Annotated in this window: 25 protein-coding genes; 6 read left to right on the forward strand and 19 right to left on the reverse strand. The window is 69.1% G+C overall.

What is annotated here, in order from left to right; all coding sequences use genetic code 11:
• The first annotated feature begins 315 nt into the window (after positions 1-315).
• Positions 316-1002: a pentapeptide repeat-containing protein gene (locus AC6I0Y_RS07485; RefSeq protein ID WP_497730603.1), complete on the forward strand. Its 687-nt coding sequence runs from the start codon at positions 316-318 to the stop codon at positions 1000-1002.
• A gap of 361 nt (positions 1003-1363) precedes the next feature.
• Here AC6I0Y_RS07485 and AC6I0Y_RS07490 read toward each other — a convergent pair whose 3' ends face one another.
• Positions 1364-2182: a hypothetical protein gene (locus AC6I0Y_RS07490; protein WP_497730606.1), complete on the reverse strand. Its 819-nt coding sequence runs from the start codon at positions 2180-2182 to the stop codon at positions 1364-1366.
• 557 nt (positions 2183-2739) lie between these two features.
• Between AC6I0Y_RS07490 and AC6I0Y_RS07495 the strand changes: the two genes are divergently transcribed.
• From AC6I0Y_RS07495 to AC6I0Y_RS07505, 3 genes are all read left to right on the forward strand, one after another.
• Positions 2740-3204: a hypothetical protein gene (locus AC6I0Y_RS07495; RefSeq protein ID WP_497730609.1), complete on the forward strand. Its 465-nt coding sequence runs from the start codon at positions 2740-2742 to the stop codon at positions 3202-3204.
• A 77-nt stretch (positions 3205-3281) separates the two neighbouring features.
• Positions 3282-3803, forward strand: coding sequence for a helix-turn-helix domain-containing protein (locus AC6I0Y_RS07500; protein WP_217983490.1), 522 nt, complete (start codon positions 3282-3284; stop codon positions 3801-3803).
• Positions 3746-4648 carry an IS3 family transposase gene (locus AC6I0Y_RS07505; RefSeq protein ID WP_160214616.1) on the forward strand — a complete coding sequence of 301 codons (903 nt, stop codon included), beginning with the start codon at positions 3746-3748 and terminating at the stop codon, positions 4646-4648. The genes AC6I0Y_RS07500 and AC6I0Y_RS07505 overlap by 58 nt, the downstream gene beginning before the upstream one ends.
• 464 nt (positions 4649-5112) lie before the next feature.
• Here AC6I0Y_RS07505 and AC6I0Y_RS07510 read toward each other — a convergent pair whose 3' ends face one another.
• The 3 genes from AC6I0Y_RS07510 to AC6I0Y_RS07520 are packed head-to-tail and all read right to left on the reverse strand — an operon-like array spanning position 5113 to position 8458.
• Complete coding sequence (locus AC6I0Y_RS07510; RefSeq protein WP_497730616.1) at positions 5113-6339, reverse strand: ABC transporter permease; 1227 nt, start codon at positions 6337-6339, stop codon at positions 5113-5115.
• Complete coding sequence (locus tag AC6I0Y_RS07515; protein ID WP_497730619.1) at positions 6326-7513, reverse strand: ABC transporter permease; 1188 nt, start codon at positions 7511-7513, stop codon at positions 6326-6328. The genes AC6I0Y_RS07510 and AC6I0Y_RS07515 overlap by 14 nt, the downstream gene beginning before the upstream one ends.
• Positions 7514-7522: 9 nt before the next feature.
• Positions 7523-8458, reverse strand: coding sequence for an ABC transporter ATP-binding protein (locus tag AC6I0Y_RS07520; RefSeq protein ID WP_497730622.1), 936 nt, complete (start codon positions 8456-8458; stop codon positions 7523-7525).
• A gap of 191 nt (positions 8459-8649) precedes the next feature.
• Between AC6I0Y_RS07520 and AC6I0Y_RS07525 the strand changes: the two genes are divergently transcribed.
• Together AC6I0Y_RS07525 and AC6I0Y_RS07530 are read left to right on the forward strand one after the other, a co-directional pair.
• Complete coding sequence (locus AC6I0Y_RS07525) at positions 8650-9801, forward strand: sensor histidine kinase (RefSeq protein ID WP_497730624.1); 1152 nt, start codon at positions 8650-8652, stop codon at positions 9799-9801.
• Complete coding sequence (locus tag AC6I0Y_RS07530) at positions 9801-10592, forward strand: response regulator (protein ID WP_497730627.1); 792 nt, start codon at positions 9801-9803, stop codon at positions 10590-10592. The genes AC6I0Y_RS07525 and AC6I0Y_RS07530 overlap by 1 nt, the downstream gene beginning before the upstream one ends.
• A 486-nt stretch (positions 10593-11078) precedes the next feature.
• On the opposite strand, the gene AC6I0Y_RS07535 is transcribed toward AC6I0Y_RS07530, so the two are convergent.
• The 15 genes from AC6I0Y_RS07535 to AC6I0Y_RS07605 all read right to left on the reverse strand — a co-directional run bounded on the left by AC6I0Y_RS07535 (position 11079) and on the right by AC6I0Y_RS07605 (position 26499).
• Entirely contained in the window at positions 11079-11267 is a 189-nt protein-coding gene (locus AC6I0Y_RS07535; protein ID WP_497730629.1) for a hypothetical protein, read from the reverse strand.
• 81 nt (positions 11268-11348) lie between these two features.
• The gene (locus tag AC6I0Y_RS07540; protein ID WP_497730632.1) at positions 11349-12755 is read right to left on the reverse strand and encodes an SLC13 family permease; all 1407 of its coding nucleotides are present in this window, start codon (positions 12753-12755) and stop codon (positions 11349-11351) included.
• Between the two features lie 19 nt (positions 12756-12774).
• Positions 12775-14010 carry an MFS transporter gene (locus AC6I0Y_RS07545; protein ID WP_497730634.1) on the reverse strand — a complete coding sequence of 412 codons (1236 nt, stop codon included), beginning with the start codon at positions 14008-14010 and terminating at the stop codon, positions 12775-12777.
• A gap of 66 nt (positions 14011-14076) precedes the next feature.
• Complete coding sequence (locus AC6I0Y_RS07550) at positions 14077-14385, reverse strand: zinc-ribbon domain-containing protein (RefSeq protein ID WP_497730637.1); 309 nt, start codon at positions 14383-14385, stop codon at positions 14077-14079.
• 198 nt (positions 14386-14583) lie between these two features.
• Positions 14584-14925, reverse strand: coding sequence for an oxidoreductase (locus AC6I0Y_RS07555; RefSeq protein ID WP_497730640.1), 342 nt, complete (start codon positions 14923-14925; stop codon positions 14584-14586).
• Between the two features lie 13 nt (positions 14926-14938).
• The gene (locus AC6I0Y_RS07560; protein ID WP_497730643.1) at positions 14939-17449 is read right to left on the reverse strand and encodes a molybdopterin-dependent oxidoreductase; all 2511 of its coding nucleotides are present in this window, start codon (positions 17447-17449) and stop codon (positions 14939-14941) included.
• A gap of 465 nt (positions 17450-17914) precedes the next feature.
• The gene (locus AC6I0Y_RS07565) at positions 17915-18373 is read right to left on the reverse strand and encodes a hypothetical protein (protein ID WP_497730646.1); all 459 of its coding nucleotides are present in this window, start codon (positions 18371-18373) and stop codon (positions 17915-17917) included.
• Positions 18374-18542: 169 nt separating this feature from the next.
• On the reverse strand, positions 18543-20120 hold the full coding sequence (locus AC6I0Y_RS07570) for an MFS transporter (RefSeq protein WP_497730648.1): 1578 nt from the start codon (positions 20118-20120) through the stop codon (positions 18543-18545).
• Positions 20121-20133: 13 nt separating this feature from the next.
• Positions 20134-21501, reverse strand: a complete 1368-nt coding sequence (locus tag AC6I0Y_RS07575) for an MmgE/PrpD family protein (RefSeq protein WP_497730651.1) — start codon at positions 21499-21501, stop codon at positions 20134-20136.
• A gap of 223 nt (positions 21502-21724) precedes the next feature.
• A complete protein-coding gene (locus AC6I0Y_RS07580; RefSeq protein WP_497730652.1) occupies positions 21725-22906 on the reverse strand; it encodes an MFS transporter in 1182 nt (393 codons plus the stop codon).
• Between the two features lie 4 nt (positions 22907-22910).
• Positions 22911-24266: an MmgE/PrpD family protein gene (locus AC6I0Y_RS07585; RefSeq protein WP_497730655.1), complete on the reverse strand. Its 1356-nt coding sequence runs from the start codon at positions 24264-24266 to the stop codon at positions 22911-22913.
• Positions 24267-24300: 34 nt separating this feature from the next.
• Positions 24301-25602 carry a trigger factor gene (locus AC6I0Y_RS07590; RefSeq protein ID WP_497730657.1) on the reverse strand — a complete coding sequence of 434 codons (1302 nt, stop codon included), beginning with the start codon at positions 25600-25602 and terminating at the stop codon, positions 24301-24303.
• Positions 25603-25638: 36 nt separating this feature from the next.
• Positions 25639-25875, reverse strand: a complete 237-nt coding sequence (locus tag AC6I0Y_RS07595; RefSeq protein WP_497730659.1) for a hypothetical protein — start codon at positions 25873-25875, stop codon at positions 25639-25641.
• A gap of 78 nt (positions 25876-25953) precedes the next feature.
• Entirely contained in the window at positions 25954-26193 is a 240-nt protein-coding gene (locus AC6I0Y_RS07600; protein ID WP_497730661.1) for a hypothetical protein, read from the reverse strand.
• A gap of 75 nt (positions 26194-26268) precedes the next feature.
• On the reverse strand, positions 26269-26499 hold the full coding sequence (locus AC6I0Y_RS07605; protein WP_497730664.1) for a hypothetical protein: 231 nt from the start codon (positions 26497-26499) through the stop codon (positions 26269-26271).
• Between the last annotated feature and the right edge of the window lie 10 nt (positions 26500-26509).

A 26509-nucleotide genomic window follows, 5' to 3' on the forward strand; every position in this document is an offset into this window, starting at 1 on the left:
GCGCCCGCGACGGCGCCCGTGGCCTCGTCGTGGGCGCCGCGTGCTCGGCGTAGGAGCGCCCGCGGCGGGCCAGGTGCCGCATGCCCCCTTGCGCCGCAGGCGGCCCCACGGCGCAGACGGCGGATGGCGGCCAGTCGATCGGGCGCGACCCGACGATGGCCGCCCAGAGCCGCGCGGGAGACCCCGCCGCGCCGGCCTGGGCGCCGGCCGCCTGCATCGAGGGGCCGCCTGCGGTGCCCGCCATCCCCGCCTCCCGCCCCGCCCCTCTCCTGCCCCACCCGCCTGCCGACCAGCCCCCCCCTGTCAGGATGCCTCATGACCCGTCTCACGCACGATCCCTTCGCCACGCCGCCCCTGCGCCCCGCCGCGCCCGCGCCGCTGCGCGATCCGGCGCCCCTCGATCCGATGCGCGCCCTCACCTGGGAGCCGGGCGACGAGCCCTGGGAGAACGTCGAGGTCGCGGGGCTCGACGTGAGCGGGCGCCCCTTGGTCGAGCTGGAGGTATCCGGCGCGCGCCTGGCCGACTGCCGCCTAGCCGGCTGCGACCTGACAGGCGCCTCCTTCGCCGATGTGTCCTTCGAGCGCTGCGACCTGTCAAACGCCACGCTCGACCGCGCCAGCTTCGCGCGCTGCTCCTTGCGCGACTGCAAGCTCACCGGCGCCTCGCTCATGGAGGCGAGCCTGGAGAACGTGGCCATGACCGACTGCGCCTGCGGGCTCTGCGGCCTCAACCAGGTGCGGCTGTGGGCCTTCAGCGCGCAGACCTGCGACTTCTCCGGCGCTGACCTGTCCGAGGCCACGCTGCGCCACGTCACCCTTGACGACGTCCGGTTTATCGGCACAAGCTTCTTCCGCACCGCGCTCGCCGGCATCGACCTGACGAGCTGCACGCTCGAGGGCATCGTGCTCTCCGACGCGATGGACGAGGTGGCCGGCGCCAAGCTCGACCTCTACCAGGCCGCTGCCCTCGCCCGCCGCCTCGGCGTCATCATCCAGGAGTAGCGCGGCCGGCGCGCCTGAGCTCTCATGCGGCACGTCCGCTGCTCCCATCCGCGCTCGCGCCTGGCGCGCCGGCGCGCTGTCCCGACGCATCCCCGTCCTCGCACAAGACGCCCCGACTCGCTTGCCCCTGCGACGCTCCCCCCCCCGCGTCCACCCTCTGTGCTAAATGCACGCGCAATCGCGTTTTCTGGCCATTTGCTTCGAAATTCCGAGGAAAACCCCTCCTCTTTTCCTCTACGACTTTTCGTGACCTGGGAAAACGCCCGAAACCCCCTCGTGTACAACTCCCTCTGCCTCGGAATTTCGAAGCAAATGGCCAGAAACACGGAACAATCTTGCAAACTCTGGCCCAAGGGCTTGGCTAGTAGAGCGTCCTTTGTCGTAGAAGTCGGCGACGTGCCTCGAATCCCTCGCATCGGATGCGAATGCGATACCCGAGCCGCTTCGCGAGCATCAGCGCAAACGAATGGAAGGCGCGCTCATCGTAAAGCTGCGCCCGGGTAAGCGTGATAGCCGTTATGCCCAGGGCGAGAAGGTCTGCCCTACGGCGAGCATCGCGGGCTATGCGCTCAGCGCCGGTGTGGCATAGGTCGCTGTCATACTCCACAGCCACACGCCGGTCAGGCCAGCAGAGGTCGCAGAAGAAGTGCGACTGGGCGACAAGGGCCCGGCGGCTGCCCCGCGGATCGACGCGGTAGTTGAGGACAGGAGCGGGAAAGCCGTACCCGCCATAGCGGTGAGGCATCCCAAGCAACATGGCAACCGCCGTCTCGGCCGGCGAGCGCGACCCGTTCCCCACGAGGGACAGCGCGTCCCGCATGCGCTTGACCCCGTGGGCGCCCTGGGATGCCTCGGCATGGCGGCGCAGCTTGCCTACGCTCGTCTGCGGGAGCGTCTCGAAGGCGGCCGAGCCGTCCGTCGCGAAGGAGTACGATCCGCAAAGCTCGTAACCGAGCATCACGAGCTGGGCCACGTCCAGCTCGCACGCCAGCTGGCGCATGCAGCATTCCGGCGAGACGACGAAGACGCCCCTCCCCACGCGGCGCAGAGATCCAGCGGGCAGCTCACGGCAGCCCGCATGGAAGATCACGTCGTCCGTCGAGGCTCGCTTGACCTCAGAGGGAACTAGGAAATGATAGGGAGGCGTCAGGTAGCGAGCCTGGGTAATGGAATCTCGCACGGCAAAAGCGAAACTCCCGTTTACATTCTCACTCGCCCATGCGCTGCGCAGGCTTCCTCGGAAGGGCTCTGCGGGACATCCCATCCGGTGGAGCTCAAGCGCAGATCGATGGCTGAGAATGAGGCTCATGGAGAGAGTTTACCATGCGCCCCGCAGCAGCCCATACACATACAAACGCGATTTCTGGTCATTTGCTTCGAAATTCCGAGGCAGACGAAGCCATCACCTTGAACCGTCGACGCGTTTGTCCAGGTCGCGACTTTTGCATGATTCTCCAAAGGCCGGGAACGCGCGTTTTGAAGGGGGCTTCGCTCGGAATTTCGAAGCAAGTGTCCAAAAACGCGCCGACAAGCTGCGCCGCAGTTGTTTTCCCGCGCATGACGGAGACGCCACAGGCTGCCGACGGATGAGGGAGACGCAGGCGGCAGGACGAGACAGGGGCCTATGATCGCGAGCGATCCGAGGATGCGGCGGCCTGCCCGGGCGCGCGACCCCTCGGAGCGCAACGGCAAGCCGTGCCCGACGCATCGCGCGACACGCAAGCGGAAGGAACCGACATGGAAAAAGCAAGCAAGCTCGCCTCCGGGCTCTGCGCTACGGGGCTCGTCGCCCTGCTGAGTGGCGCCGGCGCCCTCATGCAGGCCCAGCCCGCCCTCGCCGAGTCGCAGGCGCCCCAGACCACGGGGGCGCCCCAAGTGAGCGTCGTGCAGATCGTCGACGAGGAGACGCTGGCCGATGGCCTGCTGGCCCCGCTGGGCCAGGCTGCCCTCACCCTGCACGCCACCCCACCCGACCAGGCCGGCCAGAGCGCCCAGAACCTGGCAGCAGCCGCCACGCCGACGGCCGCCGAGGGCGCCGAGGACGCCACGCGGGTGAACCCCGACACCGAAAGCGCCGACTCGAACGCGCCCATTGAGCGCAACGCCGCCGGGTCGCAGGACGTGACGGCGCAGGATCAGGCGGCGGCGTCGACCCCCACGGCCGCCGAGGGTGTCGAAGAGCCCGTGGAGGCTGCGAAGTAGGAACACGTGAAACGGGAAAGGCCCCGAGCTGTGTACTGCCTCCCATTTCTTGGACACGAGAAATGGGAGGCTTCTTTATGCCATCAGACCTTAGGATCAGATACGACGTCGATGTCCGCAGGGCCGCAGCGGAGCTCTTCGAGGAGGGCTATGGGTATCACGCGGCCGCGACCGTCCTAGCGCTTCCTCCTTCCGTTGTGAAACAATGGTGCTACAAGTTCGGCGCTGTTGGATTGGACGGATTGCTGCAGATGGGCGGACGACAGGTCAGATACACCTACGAGCAGAAGCTGGCCGCCGCGAAAGCGGTGGTCGAGGACGGCGAGAAGGTCCCCGATGCCATGGCGTCTTTCGGCATAGCCTCGAGGTCGGCGCTCCTCAAGTGGTGCAAAGCGTATCGGGAGGGCGGCGCTGAAGCCCTGCGCCCCAAGCCGAAGGGCCGACCCAAAGGGAGCGGGGCCGCGAAGGAAGGGATGACTCGCGAGCAAGAGCTCGAAGTCCGCGTCCGAAAGCTCGAGGCGGAGAACGCCTACCTAAAAAAATTGGCGGCCCTGAGGGCGGAGAAGAGCCTTCGAACCGGGAGAAGGCAGCGGCCGTAGCCGCGCTCTCAGGGCATTACCCGCTCGCTGATCTGCTGGAAGCGGCGGAGATGGCGCGATCGAGCTACTACTACGCGCTGTCGCATCCGAAGGCGCCGACCCGACCGGAGCTATGGGACGCCATAAGCGAGATATTCTCACGGACTCCCAACGGCTGCGGACATCGGCAGATCGCCATGTGCCTGCGCGCCGAGCGCGGCGCGCGCATCGCGGACAAGACGGTGTTGAAGGTCATGCACGAGATGGGGATCAGCTGCGGCATCCGCCGCGAAACCGACTATCACAAGTACAATTCGTACAAAGGCCTCGTCGGCGAGACCTTCGAGAACGTGCTGGGGCGCGACTTCGGAGCGGAGGGCCCTTGGCAGAAGATGGGCACCGACGTCACGGAGTTCAAGCAGGCGTGGGGCAAGGCCTATCTCGCGCCGATATACGACTTCGGGAGCAAAGAGATAATAGCGTGGTCGGTGTCGAAGAGCGCGAGCATGGCCCAGCAGCACGATATCCTCGATCAGCTTTTCTCCAGGATGCCGAAGGGCGCGACACCGATCCTGCATTCGGACATGGGCTGGCAATACCAGCAGAGGGCCTGGGCCGAGCGACTGAGAGAGCATGGCATCGTGCAGAGCATGTCGAGAAAGGGCAACTGCATCGACAACGGGGCTACCGAGCAGATCTTCGGTCATATCAAAGATGAGTTCTTCAAGGGTCGGAAATGGGCTACCTTCGAAGAGTTCAAGAAAGATCTGGACGCTTACATCGTTCATTGGAATACGAGGAGACGACAGGTTAAACTGAAAGGACTGACTCCGGAGGAATTCCGAAATCAGTCCTTAGCAGCTTAGTCCTTACTAATTCGTCCAAGTTTTGGGACGCAGTTCACTGCACGGCGGCTCGGGGCCTTTCCATGGGAAGCTGGGCGACGTGCTTCTGAAGGGGGCGGGACGCTCCTGGGTCGCATGGGAGACCGGCCCCCTCGAAGGCCCGGCGGCCGTTGCGCGCAGCGCCTGCCCATGCTGGGCCCTAGCGCGCGGCGGCCGCCTCCCCTGGGACGGCGCCTCGCTCGCCCCGACATCCACCGCCCCCGAGGCGGTGAGCCCAGGTCGCACGATAACGCCAGGCGGCTAGCTGGGAGTCGCGCCAGCGTCGCCCCCCCCCGATGCACGACGCGCGCCCAACCACCAGGGGCCGCCCCCTGACGCGCAGCGCCCGCCCATGCTGGGCCGCCCCCCTGGCGCGCGCCCAACCGCCAGGCGCCGCCCCACCCGGCGCCCGCCGCAACTGGGGCGCCGCCCCGCCCAGCGCCCCTCTACGTCGTCGGGAGGGCCGCGGCGGCGTTGCCTCCGGCGGCGGCGCTCTGGACGCGCAGGCGGCCGGCGGCCAGGGCGGCGACGAAGACGACCGCCGCGAACAAGGCCACCAGGCCGATGTCGCCCAGCACGGCACCCAGCGCCTCGGCGGTGGGATCGGTCAGGTAGGCGCAGCGGTCGAGGGCGTCGGTGTACCAGTAGACGGGCGTGAAGCGCGCGAGCGTCGCCACCACCTCGGGCATGAGGCTCAGAGGCACCCACGCCCCGCCCAGAAACGCGAGCACCATGCCGAGGATGTTGCCCACCGCATTGACCACCATCTCGTTCGCGCCTAGCTGGCCCATCAGGAACCCGAGCGACAGCGGCACGAGGGCCAGCGCCACCACATCCAGGACCATCAGGCCCAACGTCTCGGGCGGCAGCGCCGCCACGCTCCCGCCGAAGGCCGCCCAGCCAAGCCCCAGCATGAGCGCCACCACGCCCAGGGCCACCACCAGCGCAGCGCCGGCCTCGTGCAGGCCGAGCGTCAGGCTCGACACGGGCGAGACGATGCTGCGCCGGCGCAGGTCGGTGCGGTTGAAGGCGCCCATGAGCACGCCCACCGACACCACGACCGCGGCCGTGAGCGTGTAGGAGCACCACTTCAGGTAGAAGACGAGGCTGCTGCCCACGGCCGTGCCGCCGGGCGGCGTCACCGTCTCCACCTCGGCGCGCTCCTCCCCCGCCTGCGCCGCGCGATGCGCCAGCTCGACGGCCGGCGCATCGGGCTGCAGCACGGCGGCGGCGCGCACGAGCCCCAGGTACTGGTCGACCTCAGAGCTGGCCAGCGTGCCGGCCAGCGAGTCGAAGCTGTAGGCCACCTCGAGCACGGGCGCATTGCCGCCTGCGCGCGCGGCGTCGAGGAACGCCTCGGTGTAGCCCGCGGGCACCACGACCACGCAGGCCGCCTCGCCGCGGGCCACCGCGTCCTGCAGCGCGAACGGCTCGTCATCCACCGCCACCAGGTCGCACCCCTCGGCCAGGAAGGCCCGCAGCCCCTCGGCCAGCTCGCCGCCCCCGCGGTCGACGACTGCCACCGCCGGGCGCGCCGGCTCATAGGCAGGATCATCCCCCGTCGTCAGCGCGCCGGCCAGGAACACCCCCATGAGGGAAAGAACTACGGCGTAGACGACCAGGTAGGCCGGATGGGCGGCCACCACCCGCAGGGCGTACTTAAATGCTCGCATAGCGCTGCCTCCTCACAAACGCGAGCGACGCGACGATCAGCACCGCGGCCATGGCCAGCAAGGTAGCCGCCTTGACCAGGTAGGGACCGAGCGCGTCGTAGTAGTACAGGCTGTAGAACAGGTCGGTCACCACGGCGGCCGGGTTGACGGCGGCCAGCAGCGGCGCCTCCCGGGCGATGAGGTCGGCCAGCTCCATGCACGGCTCGCCATAGAGGCCGGCGAACAGCGAGAGCAGGCACACGAGCGCCGTCATGATGCCGCTCTTGGCGGAGAAGGCGATCTTGGGCAGCGCGCCGACGAAGGTTCCGAGCGCCGTGGCCAGCAGCGCCGCTAAGGCCAGGCCGACCACGCAGAGCCCCTCGCGCCCGGCGAAGTCAACCCCCGCCACCAGCCGCACGTAGGCGAACGCCGCGAGCAGGCACGCGAAGGCGACCGTCCAGCTGGCGGCCAGCGTGGCCACGAGCATACGCACCCGCGGCATCGCCCCCAGGGCGCGGCGGGCGCCGAGCGGCGAGAGGTTGGGCTGGGCGCGACTGATGGCCGTCATGCCGATGGTGCCGCCGAACAGCGCCGCCATGCCGAACAGCGCGTAGTAGAACCGCACGGACTCCTTGGGCGCCGAGCGCGTGAGCGACACTGCCTCGATAGCGCCCGTCGGCGTAAAGGCGTCGGCTAGGCGCGCCGGGTCGGCCAGGGCGGCCGGGTCGGTGCGGGCCACGTCGCGCACGAGGGCCTGATCGCGCGCGTAGGTGCTCACGACGCTCTGGAGGATGGTCTGGTTCACCTTGACGGCGCTGAGCGAGTCATCGGTAGGCGCCACGGCCAGGCGCGGCTCGCCGTCGGCGCCCACGGACAGCACGCCGTCCACCTCGCCGCCGAAGAGCGCCGAGCGGGCAGCCTCGGCATCGGGATAGGAGGTCACGGCCAGCAGCGGCCCCTCCCCCGCCGCGCCCGGCTCGGCCAGCTCATCCACTACCGCGGCCAGAGCCGAGCCCTCCCACGCCTCGTCGGCCACCACGCCGGTGGGCACCGCGTCGAAGCTCTGCAGGTCGTCTAGGTTGGCGAACATGAACAGGAACATGGTGGAGAGCAGGATCGGGAACGCGAGGCTCCACACGAACAGGCCGCGGTCGCGCACGAGGGTCTTGAGGGTCATCACGAAGACGTCGGTCATGGCGGCCCCCTAGTCCCTCAGGTCGGTGCCGGTGATCTCGAGGAACACGTCGTTCAGGGTCGGCGGCTCCGCGTAGATGCGTCCCGTGGGCACCGCGTGGCGCTCGAGCACCGCTAACACGTCGGCCACGTTGCGCGACCCCTGCTCGCAGAGCACGACCAGGCGCCCGTCGATCACCGTGGCGCGCCGCACATGCGCGAGCGCCCGCAGGGCGGCGAGCGCCGGCTCGGGGGGATCGACCACCTCCACCTCGATGCGCTCGCCCGTGCTCACCATGGCCTTGAGCTCGGCGTTGGTGCCCTCAGCCACGCCACGCCCCTTGTCCATGATCATGAGGCGGGTGCAGACCTCCTCGACCTCCTCCATGTAGTGGCTCGTGTAGACCACCGTGGCGCCGGCCTCGTTCATGGCCTTGATGCCCTCGAGGATGGCGTTGCGGCTCTGCGGGTCCACGGCCACGGTAGGCTCGTCGAAGAACACGAGGTCGGGCTTGTGGGCGATGCCGCAGGCGATGTTGAGACGGCGCAGCAGGCCGCCGGAGAGCTTGCGCGGGCGGAACCGCACGTAGTCCTCGAGCCCCACGAAGGCTATGGCCTCCCCCACCAGCTGGCGGCGGCGCGCGCGGTCGGCCACGTAGAGCGAGCAGAAGTAGTCGACGTTCTCGCGCACGGTGAGCTCCTCGAACACGGCCACGTTCTGCGGCACCACGCCGATGCGCCGCTTCAGGTCATAGCGAGTGGGGGCCATGTCCTCCCCGAACAGGCGGATGGCGCCCTTGTCGAAGGTGAGCAGCTGCAGGATGCAGTTGATGGCCGTGGTCTTGCCCGACCCGTTGGGGCCGAGCAGGCCGAAGACCTCGCCGGGCCGGATGTGCAGGTTGAAATGGTCGAGCGCGATGAGATCCCCGTAGCGCTTAACGAGGTTGTCGACGGATACGATGTCCACAGAAGGCGTCCTTCCCCCAGATTGTCCTCAGGATCGATCATCCCAGAAGCACCCGACGCGCGGAAGTGACGGCTGTCACGAGATGGCGCCCGACGCGCTTTCGCAAGCGCGACGGGTGACATTTGTCACGAGGAGCGCCAAGGGCGCGGCGGCGCGGGGCGACGGCAGGGAGCGAGCCCTATAATGGCCCCATGGAACGCGTGGTCGACGAGACAATCATCCTGCTTCTGTGCCTGGCCGCGATGGCAGGCGCCTCCCTCGTCGCCGGCGAGGGCGCAGGGGCGCAAGACGTGGCCGGCCTGCTGCTGGCCGCGTGCCTGGCGGGCGCGGACGCGGCGCTGCCGGAAGACGGCCGGCACGGCGCGGCGGCGCGGCGGGCCCGGGCGATCGCCGCGGCGGCGCTCCTGGCCGCGGCGATGTCCTGGGCGCCCCTCGTGCCCTTCGTGCCCCTGGTCGCCTACCTGGGCCTGGCCTGGGAATCCGCGCCGCTACGCGCGCTCTGGCTCCTGCCGCCGCTCGCGTGGGCGACGCGCGACCCGGCGATGGCCGCCGCGGCGGCGGCAATCGGCGCCGTGGCCTGCCTCATGGCATGGCGCACCCGGCGCCTCGTGGCCGGCCAGCGCGCGACGCTCGCCCTGCGCGACCGGGTGCAGGAGCGCTCCCTCGCGCTGGCCCAGCGCAACCGCGACCTCATGGAGCGGCAGGACCTGGAGGTCCGCTGCGCCGTGCTCGACGAGCGCGGGCGCATCGCACGGGAGATCCACGACAACGTGGGGCATCTGCTGACGCGCTCGCTTCTCCAGGTGAAGGCCCTGCGCGTGACCTGCGAAGACGTTGATGCCGCCGCAGGGCTCGACGCGGTGGCCGCCACCCTCGACGAGGCGCTCGGCACCGTGCGCGCAAGCGTCCACGACCTGCACGACGACGCCTTCGACGCGCGCACCTCCCTCGAGCGCGTGGTGGATGGCTGGGAAGCCGGCGACGCGACGCTCGCCTACGAGGCGGGCCCGCTGCCGCAGCCTGTCGCCTACGCGCTCGTGGCCGTGACGCGCGAGGCGCTCTCGAACGCCGCCCGTCACGGCGACGCGCGCTCGGTGACCGTGGAGCTGGTCGAGTACCCCGGCTTCTGGCGACTGACCATCGCCGATGACGGCGCCGGAGCGAGGGGCGCTCGTGCCGGCGAGCCCGGGGGCGCCGGCGCGAGCGCCGGGGAGGGCCTCGGCCTACGCTCCATGCGCGAACGCGTCGAGGCGCTCGGCGGCACGTTCGGCGCCGGGCCGACGGCGCGCGGCGGCTTCGCCGTGCGCGCATCCATCCCCCGACCTGACGAGGAGGCAGCCTGATGAGCGAGCCCATCCGCGTGGTGATAGCCGACGACGACCCCTTCGTGGGCGCGTCGCTCAAGACCATCCTGGAGGCGCGGGGCTGCGTGGAGGTGGCAGCCGTCGGCGCGAGCGGCGAGGAGGCCGTAGCGCTCTACGACAGGCTGCGCCCCGATGTGCTGCTGCTGGACATCCGCATGCCGGGGATGGGCGGCCTCGGCGCCGCCGAGCGTGTGCTGGCAGCGCATCCCGACGCGCGCGTGGTGTTCCTCACCACGTTCTCAGACGACGACTACATCGTGCGCGCGCTGCGCCTGGGCGCCCGCGGCTACCTGGTCAAGCAGGATGTGGGCACCATCCCCGACGCGCTGCGCGCCGTAGTGGCCGGTCAGTCGGTGTTCGGCCCCGAGGTCTGCGAGCGGCTCGATTTGCTGGTAGGCAGAAGCTCGGAAGGCCTCCGGGACGCGCCGGGCGAGGATGCCGGGCGCGCCGGCGGCAGGAGCCCGGAAAGCGCCCGACTCGCACCGGGTGAGCGCGCCGGGCGCGCCGGCGGCGAACGCGGGGAGACGCGCCGGTGCGGCGCCCCGGCGCCCCGTGACGAGGGCGCTGCGCCGGCCTCCCTCGACGCGCTCACCGAGCGCGAGCGCGCCATCGCCGCGCTCGTCGCCGAGGGGCTGGACAACCGCGAGGTGGCGGGGACGCTCTACCTGTCCGAGGGCACCGTGCGCAACCACATCTCCGCCATGCTCCAGAAGCTCGGCCTGCGCAACCGCACCCAGCTCGCCCTAGCCTGGTGGCGCGCCCGCGGCTGAGTCGAGAGACCGAAAACCGCTCCCCCCCCTGCACAGGCTGAAACACGGCAATGACCTGGGAGAATAACCTATTTCACCAGGTCGGGGCCTCGCGCTAGTCGGTGCAGAGGGGGCGCCTTCTCGATCGACCCGCCAGGATCGGGCCGCCTGGCGCGTACGGCGGGACGCGTTTTTCGGCCATCTGCTTCGAAATTCCGAGCTTCCCCGCTCCCCCAAACCGCCTTACCAGCGTCCCAGGGCGCGTTTGCCCAGGTCGCGCCGATGCGGATCAGCGCACTGGCGCGCCAGCGGGGCGGATTGCCTCGGAATTTCGAAGCAGATGGCCATTTTCCGCCAGATCCGCTGCAAGAGGCCGCCCCTCCCCTGCGCCCGGCGCCCGCATCCAACGCGCCCGCCGCCTGCGCCCCGCGCACCGCACCCGGCGCCCCGCACCCGGCGCCCGGCACCCGCATGCGCGCCGCACCAAGCCGCAGGCTGCACGCGCGCCTACCCCTCGGCGGCGCGGGCCGCGCGCCAGGCGGCCCAGGCCTCATCGCGCGCCTCCTCGGGGATCGCCTCGTGGCACAGCGGGCACCTCTCCAGGTCGATGAGGGTCGGGCGGCCGCACGCGGGGCAGGTCACCATCTTGGGGCGACAGTTGTCGCACGTGGGCAGGCAGATGTAGCAGTCAGGCACGGAGGCCCTCCCTTCCGTTGACGGGGCGGATAGCGGCACCCGCGTGCGAACGGCGCGCGAATGCCCTCGGCGCGACGACTCCTACAGCACCTCGGCCAGCGACACGAGCGGCGGCAGGATGGCCGTGAACACGAGCAGCAGCGCGATGGTCAGCAGCACGCCGAACTTGAGCACGTCGCAGATGCTGTAGTGCCCGCGCTGGTAGGTGATGAGGTAGAGCGCGTCGATGGCGGGGATGAGGAACGTGATCTGCGCCCAGATGGACATGGTCATGATCACGCACAGAGGATCGATGCCCGTGTTGACGGCGAGCGTCACCATGGCCGGCGTCAGCATGACCACGATGGGCGGGCCGGAGGGCACGAAGGCGCGCAGAAGCGCGATGACGGCGCCCATCATGAACAGCACGCCGAACGGGTGCCAGCTGGCTGTGCCGCCGAGCAGCGTGTTGGCCACCCAGTCGATGGCGCCCGTGGACAGCAGCGCCGAGGCGAGCGCCATGAGGCAGCCGAGCATGATGACGAGGTCCCACGGCACCTCATGAGCGTACTCGTCCCACGTGAGCAGGTCCATGGCCGGCACGAACATGATGATCATGCCAAGCATGGCCACCATGGTGGAGTCGATCCCGGGCAGGTAGCTCGTGAGGATCCAGAAGACGAACATGAGGGTCACGAGGGCGATGATCTTCCACTCCTTGACCGACAGGCGCCCGAGGTTGCCGCAGGCGGCGCGCAGGGCGTCCATCTCCTCGCAGGTGAGCGGCTGCGGGCGGAACGTCACGCACAGCGCCACCCAGCCGGCGAGCACCGATGTGACGGCGATGGGCACGCCCACCACCATCCACTGGAAGAAGGAGATCTCCATGCCGTTGGTCTGGTAGAGCAGCTCGAGCATGGTGAAGTTGGATGATGAGCCGATGGGCGTGGCGATGCCGCCGGCGAGCGCGCCGATGGGCACGCCGATCATGACGCACTTCATGAAGCGCTTATCGAAGGAAAGCCCCAGATCGGGGTTCTCGAACACCGCGAGCACCACCGCGGCGAACAGGGCGCAGGCGGCCAGATCGCTCATGACGGTGGAGATGATGGCCGCCGCCAGCATGTAGGCGAGCACGATGAGGCGGCTCGACCCCTTGAGCCAGCGCAGGAGCAGCCCCATGAGGCGCTGAGGCAGGTCGGAGTTGCGCACCATGGCCGCGATGGCGAAGGCGGCCAGCAGGAAGAAGAACACCGAGCTGATGAAGTCCTTGAACGTGGCGGTGAGGGAGCTGGTGACCCCGAGCACCGGCAGCAGGATCATGACGAGCAGGCCGGCGATGGGCTTGGGAACCACGTTGCCCATCCACAGCGTGATGTTGAACAGGGTGAGCCCGAGCGCGAGCATGCCAGGACGCTCGAGGCCGTCGGGAACGGGAGCGAACGCGAATGCGGCGAGCACGGCCGCGGCGATGAGGGCGAATCCGACCCTCTTTGCTAAGCAGTTCATGTGATATCCCCCTTGCTGCTTAACCCTTAGGCTTTGACGGATGGTAGGCGGCCAGCGTCCCCAGCGCCAGCAGCACGAGCACGCTTCCGGCGAGGAACATCGCCATGACGCCCGCGAGCTGGAGCACGACGCCCAAGGCCATGGGGCCGAAGCCCATGCCGACGTCCGTCCCGATGTAGAAGGTGTTCGAGGCGCGTCCCAGCTCGCAGGCGGGGACGCCGCGCACGGCCTCGGCCTGGATGGCCGAGTAGGCCGAGGCCTGGCCCACCCCCATGCACGCCGCGGCGACGAGCACAGCGGGCAGCGACGCCATGAGCGCCAGCAGCACCGTGCCGACGAGCTCCACCGCAAGCGCCGGGGCCGCCACGCGGCGCATCCCCCAGCGATCGGTCAGGCGGCCGGCGGTGGGCTTCGACACGAGGGCCGCCGCCGCGTACACGGCGAAGTAGGCCGACACCCCCGCGATGCCGCGCATCTCGCCGGCGGTGAGCAGGAGCGTCACGGCCACGCCGTGGGGCACGATGGAGAGCCCCGCCATGAGGGCGATGGGAACGTTGGGCAGGTAGATGATGGACCGCAGGCGCGCGCGAACGCCCCGGCCGCTCGTCGGCGCCGGCGAGCCGGAGGCCCGGGGCCCGCGCGCCGGCGCAGCGCCCTCCCCCGCCCGAGAGACGCCCGGCGTCCCCCGGCCCACGCGGGGCTCGCGCACCGCGAGGCACAGGAGGAAGCCCGCCGAGAACAGCACGCCGGCCGCCGCGAAGCTGGCCGCGTAGCCGGCCGCGCCGATGACGAGCGCGCCGGCCGCGGGGCCGAGCGCGCAGGAGACCGTCTGGGCGATGCCCGTCCAGCCCACGGCCTGGCCGAGGCGGGCGGGCGGCACCGCGAGCGACACGAGCGCGATGACGGCTGCCGAGCGGAACGCGAAGGCCACGCCCGCGAGCACGCGGAACAGCCCGATGAGCACGACCGACGTCGCCAGCGCGCAGCCGAAGGCGCTCACGCAGAAGAGCGCGGCGGCGATGAGCAGAAACGACCGCTTGGCCAGGCGGTCGGCGAGCCAGCCCGTCAGCGGGCGGGCCACGAGCGCCATGGACGCCGAGAGCCCGGCCAGAAGGCCGCCCACGGCGATGGAGGCGCCCAGGGCCACCGCATAGCCCGACACGATGGGGTTGGTCATGTAAGCCCCGAACTGGAACAGGGCCTCGATGAGCACCAGCTGGACGAACCGTATGTTCCAGAGCCTCTCGGCCTTCATGGGAGCACTCCCGTCATGACCGCGGACGCCCGCCAGGCGCCCGCCTCTCGTGCGGATCGCCTAGCGCTACTCGGCCCGCGGGGCCGCGGGCGCAGCCGGGGCGCCGGGCGCCTGGGGCGCGCCGGGGGTGGCAGGCGCGGGCGCGCCGGGCGCGGCCGGGGCGGCCACGTTGCCCTCGACGCCGGCGATGTCGGAGCCGCACTCGGAGCACACGGTGGCGCCGGCGATGTTCATCTCGCCGCAATGCGGGCACTTCACGCGGTCCTCGGGCAGCTCGGCGCCGCACTTGACGCACTTCTCGGCAACGGCCGGGTTGATCATTCCGCACTCGGGGCACGTCTTGGGCGTGGAGGCGGCAGCAGGTCTAAAGCACATGGGAACCTTCTTTCCTAGGCGGAAGGCCGCCGACGATCCGCACCCGAGGGCGGGGACGGGGCGTCGGCGGCCCGTTGAGGGTGATGGCATCCGCGGGGGCGGACGGGGCCGCGCCGGGCGGCCCATCGGCCGACGCGGATGCCAGAGCCGCCGGGCCGGCGAGGCGGGCGCGCCCTCCCCGCCGGCCCGTCAGGTCTCCTACGGGATGAGCAGGGAGGTGCGGCGGTCGCGCTCGGCCATCTTGGCGGCGAGCTCCTCGACGGTGCCGTACTCGATGGCGCTAGCCAGGCAGTGCAGCACGCAGGTGGGCTGCTCGCCGGCGGCCACGCGGTCGGCGCACAGGTCGCAGTAGGTGGTGATGACGGGGTAGTAGGTGTGCTCCCACTTGCCCTCCTCCATCAGCTCCCACGGGCCGTTGACCAGCATCTTTATGCCAAACTGGCCGATGGGGTAGTCGTGCTCGTTCTTGCACGCGATCTCGCAGCTATGGCAGCCGGTGCACCAGTAGTTGTCGATCAGCAGACCGTATTTCTGAGTCATTGACGTCTCCTCCTTACTCGACCACGAGATCCTTGAGGAAAGGATCGTTCTTGATGGAACCGGGGTAGTTCTGCTGGCTCTTGATGTTCTGCGGCGCAACCTCCTTCAGAGGCGGCTTATCAGCCTTGACGATGCGGCAGCACAGGGCCTTCATCGGCGCGCCGAAGCCGTAGTGGCCGATGACGTTGTTGGGAACCAGCGTGTTGATGTTGGAGGCCCACACGCCGCCGATGCTCGGCTCGTTCATGTCCTCCTCGGGGTACCACCAGCCGTGGTCGGCCATGACCACGTTGGGCTTGACGATGGGAGTGACCTTCGCCTTCTCGTAGCAGTGGCCCCACGGGTTCTCGATGCGCACCCAGTCGCCGTCGATGACGCCGATCTGCTCGGCCAGCTCCGGGTTCATCTGCACGTAGGGGTATTCCTTGATCTCGCGCAGCATCTTGGACTGACGGTGCTCAGAGTGGAACGAGGCCCAGTTGCGCGCGCCGGTGGTGAGGATGACGGGGTAGTCCTTCTTCCAGTCCGGGTGCTCGGCGGTGTACTCGCGCATAAAGCGGCTCGCCTCGGAGTCATGCAGCGGGTCGTCCGCCGTCGTGTCCTCCCAGTAGGGGCTGAACACGGGCTCCTCGTAGTAGGGCAGCGGGTCGCCGTCGCAGGCGGCGAACATGAGGCTCATGAGCTCCACCTTACCGGTGGTGGTGTTGAAGCCGGGCTGCCCGTCGTTGCGCAGCATGCCGCGCTCGTACTTGAGGTACTCGGTCTTGCGGGACACCTGGACGTGCTCCTTGAGGTACTCCCAGTCATGGCCGAAGCCCACCACCTTGGTGAGGTCCTGGGTGATGTAGTTCTCGATGGAGGACACCTTGGACTCGCCGTCGATGTAGAAGTTGTCGCGGAAGGCGGGGCGCTGGGCCAGGTCGTGAATGATCTGGAACTCGCTCTTGGCCTCGCCGAGGGGCTCGACCACCTTCACCATGCCCTTCACCGGGCCGGGATGCTCGCCCATGAGCTGGGTGATGTAGCCGTCATGCTCGAGCCACGTGGCCAGGGGCAGGAACAGGTCGCAGCACGAGGCGATGGTGGGGTTCATGAAGATGTCCTGGGCCACCACGAAGTCCATGCGCTTGAGGGCGGCATGCCAGCGCTGCGGCGCGGCGGTGTTGGTAGGAGACACCGGGTTGGTGTGCAGGATCCAGCAGAAGCGGATCGGGTAGGGCTCGTCGTTCTCCAGGGTGTCGATGATGACGTCCGGGACGGCCTTGCCGAGCAGCAGCTGGTAGATCTTGTAGCGCGACAGGCCGATGGTGGAGTCGCGCTGCTCCTGGGTCACCGGGTTGGGAGGAATGACCTCCTTCTTCTGGTTGGCCGAGGACTCCTCGCCGTTGCCGTCGTACTTGTTGCCGCCGAAGTCGAGCGTGATGTTCCAGCCGATGTTGGTGCCGCCGGGGATGTCGAGGTTGCCGGTGATGGCGGCCAGGGCGTAGAGGCAGTGCACCGACTGCACGCCGTTGGGGTTCTGGTCGTTGGCCAGGCCCATGTTGAGGCCCCAGGGCTTCTCGGACAGGCAGTGGGCGACGTCGCGGATCATCTGCTCGGGCACCTCGGTGACCTTGGCGGCCCATTCCACGGAGTACTCGTTGACGCGCTCCTTGAACTCGTCGAAGCCGTAGCACCACTTCTCGACGAAGTCATGGTCGTAGAGGTCCTCGTTGATAATGACGTTGAGCAGGCCGAAGGCGAGCGCGGTGTCGGTGTTGGGACGCAGCTGCATATGGTAGAGCGCGCGGGTGGACAGCCAGTTGACGCGCGGGTCCACGTTGATGAGCTTGGTGCCGCGCTTGAGCAGCTCGATGATGGAGTGGCCCCAGGTGCCGTCGGGGTTGGAGCGCAGGGAGTCGCGACCCCAGTTGAGCAGGTACTTGGGCTGCACGAACTCGGGGTCGTCGTAGCGGCCGGGCAGGCCATTGGCGAAGTCGTACTCGATGTAGCCGGCGCCGCCGATCATGGAGCACACGGTGTCGCGCGGGGCCATGCACGAGAAGCCGGTCTGGGTGTAGCACTGGTTGGTGGTGACGCAGATGCGCGCGGAGGTGTTGGTCATGTAGCGGCCGGCCTCGCGCCCGGTGCCGGTGAGCACGGTCAGGCTATTGGGGCCGTGCTTCTCCTTGCACTTGGCGATCTCCTCCTCGATCTTGTCGTAGGCCCAGTCCCAGGTGACGGTCTTCCAGGCGTCGGCCTTGCCGCGGTCGGCGGGGTCACGGTACATGGGATGCACGATGCGGTCGGGGTGGTACTGAAGGTCGAGCACGCGCAGGCAGCGCACGCACAGGCGGCCCTGGGTGATCACGTCATCGGGGTCGCCCTCGATCTTGGTGATCTTGCCGTCCTTGACGAAGGCGCGGATACCGCAGCCCACGCCGTGGCATCCCGGAGGGGACCAGGGGGACGTGCGGTAGACCTCGGTGCCGTCGTCGAGGAACGTCACGCGCGGACGCGCGTCCTCCTTGATGAATGTAGCCATGAAGTAACCTCCTCTTTCTCTTCTCTTAACGCGTTGTACGTGGATTTCGCGATGCCCTTGCGACCGACCGGCCCGGGCTGGCGCCCGTCTCGGCTGACGCGCGGACTCACGCAAAATCACCCCCTCTCTCGCGCTTTTAGAAAACACCCCTGACAAGGCCGCGAAGGGCCTTGGGAATCATCGGTGGGAAGGTTCGGCGATGATGGCGATTCGGGAGGGCGTGACGTCCTCCCCTGCCGTGGGGAGGACTATAGCGCGGGCTCCCGGAATAGCTGAAATAGCGAAACAGCACGGCGTCAAACCGGAGTTTTCCCAGGTCAGAATCGTGGTGCTGATGGCAGCTATGCCAGAGGGGAATAGCTGCCATCAGCACGCCGGCGCGCGGTCGCGCCCACGCCAGGCACCGGGGCGCATCCGCCCCGCGCCGCGACCGGGCAGAGGCCCTCCCCCGCCGCAGGCGCGCCGCTAGGAGAGCGGCGGCAGGTGCATGGCCCACCAGAGAAGCGCCATCCCCAGCACGACCACCGCGATGCCCACCATCCGCAGGAAGGTGAGCCGCTGCTCGCCGGCGGTGACGAACACGGTGGGCTTGACGGGGTTGACGAACACCTCGTAGGTCTTGCCGCCCACGAAGGGCACGGCCAGGGCGCCGGGCCGCAGGTAGAGGTGGAAGAACACGTTGGCGCTCTTGCCGCGGTAGCGCCGGCCCTCGAAGGCGTAGGTGAACTCGGGCACCGCCAGCACGAACAGGCCGCTCGGGCGGTTGACCTCCGAGCGGTCACCGGCGGGCTTGGCCACGTACTCGGCCGGCACGGGCACCCGGCAGCGATCAGTCGACAGCGAGATGAGCACGTCCACCACGAGCGCGGCGCATCCGGCGAACAGGACGGCGACCGCCAGGGCGAAGAACAGGGCGTTGAGCATCAGAGGTCCTTCCTTGCAGGCGTGGGCGCGGGTCTTCGCACGGCGCGGGCGGCGGTCAGCGCGCCCGCGCCGTGCGGCCGGGGCCGGGGAAGGCGGGCAGCCCCCCCCCCGCGGCGGCCCGGCGCGCAGGAGGCGCCGGGCCGCCGTCAGGCCCCGAGGAGCGAAGACGCTAGTCCTCGGTCTCCTGGGCAGCCGCGTCGAGCGCGACCTCGTTCTTGAGCGAGGCAGCGATCTTGGCCTCGTCCTCCTTGTGGCGCTTGTCGAGGTCGGCGTTGATGACCGCCATCTGCTTGGCGTCCAGGCGATGCATGAAGAAGAACAGGACGAAGCAGACGATGAGCACGATGGCCGGAACCATGAAGGTGAGGAAGGCGATGCCGGTGACCATCTCGGGCGGGGCCACGGTGATCTCCTTGCTGTAGCCGATGGCGCCCAGGCCGAAGCCCACGAGCGCGCCCTGGAGGATCTTGCCGATGTTGGGGCACCACTGGATCGTGCCCATGATGAAGGCCTTGGAGGTCTTGCCCTTCTTCCACTCCTGGTAGGCGATGGCGTTGGACATGCAGGAGAACTCGACGGACATCATCATGTTGGTGCCGAAGAAGCTCGCGCACACGCAGATGATGAACGGCCAGTAGCTGGAGGCCACGAAGAAGCCCGCGAGCATGGCCGCGGCGGCGATGCCGGTGCCCAGGAGGTAGGTCCAGCGGTTGCCGATGGTCTTGGCGCAGGCCTCGCCGGCGAACGTGGCGATGAGGCCGCAGATGTTGGCGGCGGTCAGCATGCCGGCGTAGAGGGTGTTGTCGTTGTAGACGACGGTGCAGAAGTAGATGGCCATGCCGTTGAGCACCATGGTGCACACCGCGCGGGCCACCTCGCCGAGCCACAGGCCCAGCGCCGGGACGTTGGTGAAGAAGAACTTGAGGGACTCGACGATGGAGACCTTCTCGGTGGTGCCGGTCTCGATCTCCTTGAACTTCTCGCCGCGCTTCTTGGCCGCGGCCTTGGCCTGGCAGTACTCCTCGGTCGGGTCCTTGCCCTTGAACAGCATGAACAGGCCGACGAAGGCGCCCACGAAGATGATGCCCCAGATGAAGGCCGTGATGGTGTAGCCGATGGGCACGTCGGGGCGGGTGCCCGCGGCGAAGTCGCCGCCGGCGAAGAAGATGATCATGGGCAGGGACACCGCAGCGAACAGCACCTTGATGGCCATGTTGCCCTGGGCCTTGCGGGTGGACATGAGGGAGCGGTCAGCCTCGGTGCGGGACACGGCGCTGATGATGGACGTGCCCGAGATCATGAACAGGTTGATGAAGAACTGGCCGAGGATGTAGCAGCCGCCGATGAGGGCGATCTGCGCCCCGGAGCCGGTGGTGATGCCGGGCATCCACGTCCAGTCCGTCCAGGCGCCCAGGATGAAGACGAACGCCAGCGGCGGCGCGATGAGCAGGTAGGAGCGGTACTGGCCCCAGCGGAACCACACCTTCTCCACCACCATGGCGGCGATGAACACGAACACCCACGCGGCCATGGACGAGAGGGAGGTGATGGAGCCCATCACCGCCGGGTCGAGGCCCACGGCGTTGGTCAGGAAGAAGTTCCAGTAGGAGGTGAGCATCTGGTTGAAGCCCGAGAACATCATGAAGCCCAGGCCGTAGAGCAGGCCGGTGGTCTGGGACACGTTGTTCTTCAGCTTCGCCACAGCTCCGCCCGATGACTCGGGGGCGGAAATCTTGTTTTCAGCCATTGTTTCCCCTTAGTTAGTTGAGATAGGACAGGATCTCCCGGACGTCAGCCACGTCCTCCAGGTGCAAGAGCGCCTCCGCCAGGCCGTCGATGTCGGCCACGGGGTGGCGCGCCAGGGCGGCGTTGCCCTTGAACTTGGTGATGAGCTGGTCGAGGGAGAGCGGGGCGCACACGGCCCCGCGAACGAAGTCGGCCCGGTTCTCGATCACCGTGCCGTCGAGCAGGGTGACGACCGCCGTCGCCGCGTTGGCGTTGTGCGATTCGTCAACCTCGAACTCGAGCCGGTCGGTGAGGGCGAGCGTCTCGGGGTCATCCAGGTTCTGGGACTCGAAGTCGGCCAGAACCAGGTTGCGCTTGCGCAGCATGGTGGCCACGACGAACGGGATGGAGACCTTCGAGGTGATGCTCGTCTTGGGACGGGCCTTCTCCTCCTTGGGGTAGAACAGGTCGAAGGACTCCTTGGGCCCGCGCAGCACGATGGATGCGACGTCAGCCTCTGTGAGCCCCGGGTTGGCCTCGAGCACCTGTAAGACCGCCTCGGCATAGGCCTGGGTGCCCTGGCAGGAGGGCCACATCTTGTAGGTGACGAGGGTGGCGCCGGTGTAGACGCGGCCGAGGTCCCTCGTCAGCGGGTCCATGTCCACGTTGCCGCGATAGATGATGCGCATCAGGTCCTCGATGGGCGTCTTGCAGCCCTCGAAGCCGCGGGAGGCGAGCAGCGCGCAGCGGACGCCCTCCTGGTTGCCGAAGGCGTCGCGGATGGAGCGGAACTCGCAGTTGAACAGGGTATCGCGGATGCCGGAGACCCGGTTGACCGCCAGGCCCAGCGCGTCGATCATCTGATCGGCGTCAAGGCGCAGGAGCACCGCGGCGGCGGCCGTGGCCTCGAACACCCCGATGGTGGTGATCGGGAAGAAGTCGTAGTCCCACAGGATATTGCCCTTGACGCAGTCGGCCAGGCGGATGCCGAGGTCGTTGGCGAGCGCCATGGCCACGATGAGGTCCTTGCCCGAGACGCCTCCCAAGAAGTCGGCCAAGGTGATGGCCGCCGGGAAGCAGCTGCCCGAGGGATGGACCAGCGGGCGGTCGGTGCCGGCGGAGTCGTCGAAGTCGACGGCATGGGTCAGCGACCCGTTCATGAACGCCGCCTCCAGAAGCGAGGCCCTCTCGCCGTAGCCGATGAGCGTGCAGCGATGGCCCTCGTCGACGTCCATGACCAGGTCGTGCACCACATCGCTCGTGGGAGCGAGGGTCGTTGCCGGAAACATGATGCCCAGGGTGTCGAGGATGCTCTTCTTGGCGGCTTCGACCGCCTCGGGGGGCAGGTCCTCGTAGGTGGTGCTGGCCAGGTGCTCGGCCACCACGCGCGTGTAGTCAGTCATATGAATCACCCCCTCTCGACCCGACAGAGCGCACCCACGGCGCCGCGGCCCGCTTCCCCTCTGAGCCGCGCCGGTGGATACTGCGATTCTTGCGGATTCGCCCCGCATACCAAAAATTCGTTTTTCGGGTCTGATCGGCGCCTTTTCCCTAAATTCGAATGAGGTCCGTGCGAGGGGGCAATAGGCGCCATGCCATCCGGGAATAGCGCGGGCGACCTGGGCCTCAGGCACGGGAGCGGCGTCCGGACGCCAGGAAGAGGAGCGCCGCGAGCACGACGGCCGCGCCGCCGAAGGCGTAGAGCGCGCCCGCGCCGAGCGAGCCCAGCAGGGCGCCGCCGGCGATGGGCGACAGGCACATGTTGACGTCGGGCCCGATGTAGAAGGTGTTGGCCGCACGCCCCATGGCCTCAGGCGCCACGTCGCGCACCGACTCGGCCTGGAGCACCGGGTAGAGCGACCCCTGGCCGACGCCGAGGAGGAGGCCGCCGACGGCGATCATGGCGGTGCTGGCCATGAGGCCGAGGACTACCACGGCCGCCAGCTCCACGGCGAGCAGCGGCAGCACGATGCGGCGGGCCTCCACCCGGTCGGCAAGGCGCCCCATGAGCGGCCGGCCGACCAGGGCCGCCAAGGCGTAGGCGGTGAAGAACAGGGTGGCGCCCCCGATGCCGCGCTGGTCGGCCGCCAGGATGATGAGCGCCACGGACATGCCCTGGGGCACGCCGGAGAGCCCCGCCATGGCGGTGTAGGCGAGGTTGGGCCGGTAGATGAGGCGCCGCCAGCTGAGCGCCTCCCGCAGCGATCCGCGGGCGGGGCGGGCGCGGGGCGGCTCGTCGCCCGGCCCCGCGGGCCGGCGAAACGCCAGGGCCAGCCCGAGCGCCGCCAGCAGCAGGCCGGCGGCGATGAGGAAGCTGCCCTGGTAGCCCACGGCCACGCCCACCTGCTGGGAGATGAGGGGCCCCACGGCGGTGGACGCCACCGACGAGAGCCCCATCCACCCCATGCCGCCATGGAGGCGCGACGCGGGCACCACCCGCGCCACGAGCGCCACCACGCACACCGAGCGCAGGGCGAAGGAGACGCCCTGAAGCACCCGGCACGCGCCGATGAGCTCGAGGGACGTGAACAGCGCGCAGCCCAGCGTGGCCGCCAGGAACAGCAGCGCCGACGCCACGAGCAGCGCCTTCTTGCTCACGTTGTCGGCGATGAGGCCGGTGAAGGGGCGCGCGGCCATGGAGGCGCCGGGGTTGAGGCCGGCCATGAGGCCGGCCGCGGCGTAGGTGGCGCCGAGCGTGACCGCGTACACCGAGATGACGGTGTTGGTCATGTAGGCGCCGAACTGGTAGATGACGTCGAAGGCGAGCAGGTTGACGAACCCGGCCGTCCAGAGCCTCTCGGACGCCATGGCCCTAGGCGGTGAGCAGGCCCGTGAGGCGGGTGACGCTCTCCTCGCGCTCCAGGGCCATGACCGTCTCGATGACGCGGTCGGCCTGGGCGGGCGTGAGGGCGCGGGACGTGAGGTCGCGGAACTTGGCCACCAGCTCCGCCTCGGAAAGCGGGTTCTGCTTGGTGCCCTTGGCGAAGAACACCGTCTCCTCCCGCACCATGCCGTCGGCCAGGCGCACGGTCACCCGCGCCGGGCCGTCGCCGTCGTCGAGCACCGCGCGCTCGTCGTCGGACTCGTAGGCGATCTTGTCGATGAGGGTGGATATGGCGGGGTCGGCGATGTTCTCCATCGTGTAGTCGTAGTAGCCGTTTCCGCCCTTCACCAGGCGCATCGCGCAGGCGAAGCGGCCGCAGAACTGGGACTGGATCACGTCTTCGGGATGAACGATCTGCCCCACGTTGCCCGTCTCGCGGGGCAGCTGGAGGATGGTGATGGACTCGATGGCGTCCACGTCCACGCCCTGGGCGCGGATGGCCTCGGCCGCGTCGATGACCGTGTGCTGGGCGGCGCAGCAGCAGTAGGGCTTCACGCCCACGTCCAGGGTGAGGAACCGCTCGGCGAAGGGCAGCGTGAGCCAGGCCATGTCCGGCTCCTCCGCGCAGATGCCCTTGACGAAGCTCTTCTTGCCCTCGAGGGCCTGGGTCGATCCGGTGATGCCCGCCTGGGCCAGCAGGGCCGAGCGCACGCCGGCGTAGGCGCCCAGCGCGCCGAGGGTGCGCTTGACGGTGCCGCCGGAGCAGGTGTACTCGGTGTTGCCCGAGGCCTGGGTGGTGGCGATGGCCAGCGCGTCGCGCATGACGGCCTCGTCGAAGCTCAGCAGCTGCCCCGCCGCCGCGGCCGCGCCGAAGGCGCCGGACACCGAGGACGAGTGGAAGAAGCGGTGGCGCATGGAGTCGGCGGCATGGGCGAAGCGCAGGAAGGTCTCGTAGCCGGCCACCAGGGCGCAGAGCACCTCCCGGCCGCTGCTGGCCTCCTGCTCGCCCACGGCCAGGATGGCGGGGATCACGCACACCGCCGGGTGGCTCGTGGTCTGCATCTCCACGTCGTCCATCTCGAAGCCGTGGCCGAACACGCCGTTGCAGAAGGCCGCGTCCTCGGCGTTGGCCTTGAGGCCGTAGAAGGCCACGGTGCTGCGGCCGGCGCCCTGCTTGGCCGCCGTGTAGCGCATCGCCGCCTTGCCCCACGGCAGCGTGGCGAAGGCCAGCTGGCAGCCCAGCTGGTCGAGCAGGAGCAGCTTGGCCTTCGCCACCACCTCCGCCGGCAGATCGTCATAGGTCAGCCTCGCCGCCTGCTCGGCCAGAAACGTCGTCTCGTTCATACCCGCAAACCCCTTCCCTCCGTCGTCGTGCTCCTTATCGTCCAGCCTCCTCCACGACCGCCGTCTCCAGCAACCAGGCGAGGGCCTTCTCCCTGCGGATGCGCTCGATCAGGGGCGCGAGCATGCCGCGCTCGGCCAGCTCCTCGTCGGTGAGGGCCGCGGCCGCGGGCGGCAGCGCCTGCTTGGCGCGGGCGATGTCATTAGGTGTGACCCCCATGTCACGCGCCCGGGCGAGCGCGTCGAGCGCCAGGTTCTGGCGCAGCAGCTCGGAGGCCTGCATGAACGTGTTCATGTTGAACGCGTCGGGCGTCATGTCGTGCTCTTCCAGGTATTCGTCGAGAGTCTTGTCCTCAGCCTCCAGCTTGCGCTGGATGGAGGCCACGAGCGAGTCCTTGGCGTCCTGGTACATCTCGTCGGGGATGGCGCCCTCGAGGCGCCGCTCGAGGGCCGCGCGCACCTGGTAGACGAGGTCTTGCTGCTCCACGCGGGCGGCCTGGGACTCCAGGTCCGCGCGGACGTAGGCGCGAAAGCCCGCCACGTCGCCGAACTGGGGCAGGTTCTCGGCCACCCACCCGTCGTCGATGACCGGCTCGCGGCGGGCCTGCACCTCCCACAGGCGCAGGTCGGCCTTGTACTCCTCAGGGCCGTCCAGCCCCTCGAGCGTGAAGGCGACCTTGCGCAGATCGCCCGGCTCCATGCCCACCACGGCGTCGAGGAGGGCGTCGGGCAGAAGCCCCCGGGCCACCTCCACGGGCCGGCGGATGCCGGAGAGGTCGCGGGCGGGCTTGCCGTCGCGCAGCATGTCCACGTCCATGAGGGCGAAGTCTCCCTCGCGCAGGTCCTGGTGGTCGGCGGGCACGAGGGCGGCGAACTGCCGGGCCGTGTAGGCCAGCTGCTCGCCGATGTCGGCCTCCTCCACCGTCACCGGCGACAGGCTCACGCGGACGGGCTCGCTGCTCGAAAGCGTCACCTCCGGGCGGGGGATCAGGTTGACGGTGAAGGCGTAGTCCTCCCCCGCCACCGGGTCCTCCTCGGCGTGCACTCCCGGCGCGAGCACCGTGTCCACGTCAACCTGGCGCACGGCCGCCGTGGTGAGGCGGTTGAGCACGAAGTCCCGCAGGGCCTCCGCCGCCACCTCGTCGCCCACGAGGGCCGCCAGGCGCTCGCGCACCTCGTCCTCGTCAGCGGCGTCGATGCCCCTCACCTGGGCCATGAGCCGGTAGAACTCGGAGATGGCGGCGGACACGTCGGCGCCGGCGGCCACCACGTCCACCTCGACGCGCTGGCCGTTGTCCTTGGACTCGGCCTCAAGCCGGACGAACTCGATCGCATCCATCGCCATCTCCTCTCTCAGCGCAACCTCAGGGGAAGCCTAGTTCTGACCCGGGGCCTTGGGGGCTCCGGGAGCCGCGGGAGCGCCCGGGGCCTTGGGGGCGCCGGGGGCCGCCGGGGCGCCGGGACGCCCGGGGGCACCGGGGGCCGCGGGAGCGCCGGCGGAAGCCAGGGGCGCGCCGCACTCCTTGCACGCGGTCTCGAAGTAGCCGTTCTCAGCTCCGCACTGGGGGCACGTCTTGGTAGCTGCCTGGGAGTCTGCGGGTCTAAAGCACATGGTTGTCTTCCTCCTTCACGCCGGCGCCCGCTCAGGCGCCGGCTCGTTGCGCGCCGCCGGCACGGGGCCGGCGGGGCCTTACTTGACTTTCTCTCCGCCCTTCTGGGCCTTGTAGTAGCGGCCCAGGGGCACGATCTCGCCCTTCTCGCCGTCGGCCTCGGTGCCGTCCAGGCGGTAGTAGACGATCTCGGGCATCATCTCGACCTCGTTGAGCCACTCGTAGCGGTAGTACAGCGCGCCGTCCAGCACGTAGGCCTCGACGGTCGACTCGGCGGCCAGCATGGTGGCGTACTTCTCGAGAATCTCATCGCGTTCCATGGAAAACCCCTCCTCGGGCTCGTATCCTGCACGGGACGGCCGGGCGCCCGGCCGTCCCGCTCCTCGAAAGCGCTGCTACTTGAGCTTGGTGCCCTTCTGGGCCTCGTGGAACTCAACGGAGGACACCGCCACGGGCTCGGCTCCCACCTCGGCCACCTTGTTGAAGGTGATCTGGCCGGGCTCGGTCACCGGCTCGGCGGCGTCATAGCGGTAGTACAGCGCGCCGTCCGGGCCGATGTAGGCCTCGACGCAGTACCAGTCGGCGATAAGGTCGCCGTAGGACTCGGTCACTTGATCCAGGGTCATTCTCCCAGCT

This window comes from Adlercreutzia sp. St.1H8 (assembly GCF_059728655.1).

Bases quoted from the DNA above. Each gene is read 5' to 3' on its own strand.
- AC6I0Y_RS07525 (WP_497730624.1), top strand. From the start codon at position 8,650: ATGGAACGCGTGGTCGACGAGACAATCATCCTGCTTCTGTGCCTGGCC.
- AC6I0Y_RS07580 (WP_497730652.1), bottom strand. From the start codon at position 22,906: ATGGCGTCCGAGAGGCTCTGGACGGCCGGGTTCGTCAACCTGCTCGCC.
- AC6I0Y_RS07570 (WP_497730648.1), bottom strand. From the start codon at position 20,120: ATGGCTGAAAACAAGATTTCCGCCCCCGAGTCATCGGGCGGAGCTGTG.
- AC6I0Y_RS07485 (WP_497730603.1), top strand. From the start codon at position 316: ATGACCCGTCTCACGCACGATCCCTTCGCCACGCCGCCCCTGCGCCCC.
- AC6I0Y_RS07500 (WP_217983490.1), top strand. From the start codon at position 3,282: ATGCCATCAGACCTTAGGATCAGATACGACGTCGATGTCCGCAGGGCC.
- AC6I0Y_RS07555 (WP_497730640.1), bottom strand. From the start codon at position 14,925: ATGACTCAGAAATACGGTCTGCTGATCGACAACTACTGGTGCACCGGC.
- AC6I0Y_RS07560 (WP_497730643.1), bottom strand. From the start codon at position 17,449: ATGGCTACATTCATCAAGGAGGACGCGCGTCCGCGCGTGACGTTCCTC.
- AC6I0Y_RS07495 (WP_497730609.1), top strand. From the start codon at position 2,740: ATGGAAAAAGCAAGCAAGCTCGCCTCCGGGCTCTGCGCTACGGGGCTC.
- AC6I0Y_RS07530 (WP_497730627.1), top strand. From the start codon at position 9,801: ATGAGCGAGCCCATCCGCGTGGTGATAGCCGACGACGACCCCTTCGTG.
- AC6I0Y_RS07600 (WP_497730661.1), bottom strand. From the start codon at position 26,193: ATGGAACGCGATGAGATTCTCGAGAAGTACGCCACCATGCTGGCCGCC.
- AC6I0Y_RS07605 (WP_497730664.1), bottom strand. From the start codon at position 26,499: ATGACCCTGGATCAAGTGACCGAGTCCTACGGCGACCTTATCGCCGAC.
- AC6I0Y_RS07540 (WP_497730632.1), bottom strand. From the start codon at position 12,755: ATGAACTGCTTAGCAAAGAGGGTCGGATTCGCCCTCATCGCCGCGGCC.
- AC6I0Y_RS07585 (WP_497730655.1), bottom strand. From the start codon at position 24,266: ATGAACGAGACGACGTTTCTGGCCGAGCAGGCGGCGAGGCTGACCTAT.
- AC6I0Y_RS07565 (WP_497730646.1), bottom strand. From the start codon at position 18,373: ATGCTCAACGCCCTGTTCTTCGCCCTGGCGGTCGCCGTCCTGTTCGCC.
- AC6I0Y_RS07595 (WP_497730659.1), bottom strand. From the start codon at position 25,875: ATGTGCTTTAGACCCGCAGACTCCCAGGCAGCTACCAAGACGTGCCCC.
- AC6I0Y_RS07590 (WP_497730657.1), bottom strand. From the start codon at position 25,602: ATGGATGCGATCGAGTTCGTCCGGCTTGAGGCCGAGTCCAAGGACAAC.
- AC6I0Y_RS07510 (WP_497730616.1), bottom strand. From the start codon at position 6,339: ATGCGAGCATTTAAGTACGCCCTGCGGGTGGTGGCCGCCCATCCGGCC.
- AC6I0Y_RS07550 (WP_497730637.1), bottom strand. From the start codon at position 14,385: ATGTGCTTTAGACCTGCTGCCGCCTCCACGCCCAAGACGTGCCCCGAG.
- AC6I0Y_RS07575 (WP_497730651.1), bottom strand. From the start codon at position 21,501: ATGACTGACTACACGCGCGTGGTGGCCGAGCACCTGGCCAGCACCACC.
- AC6I0Y_RS07545 (WP_497730634.1), bottom strand. From the start codon at position 14,010: ATGAAGGCCGAGAGGCTCTGGAACATACGGTTCGTCCAGCTGGTGCTC.
- AC6I0Y_RS07515 (WP_497730619.1), bottom strand. From the start codon at position 7,513: ATGACCGACGTCTTCGTGATGACCCTCAAGACCCTCGTGCGCGACCGC.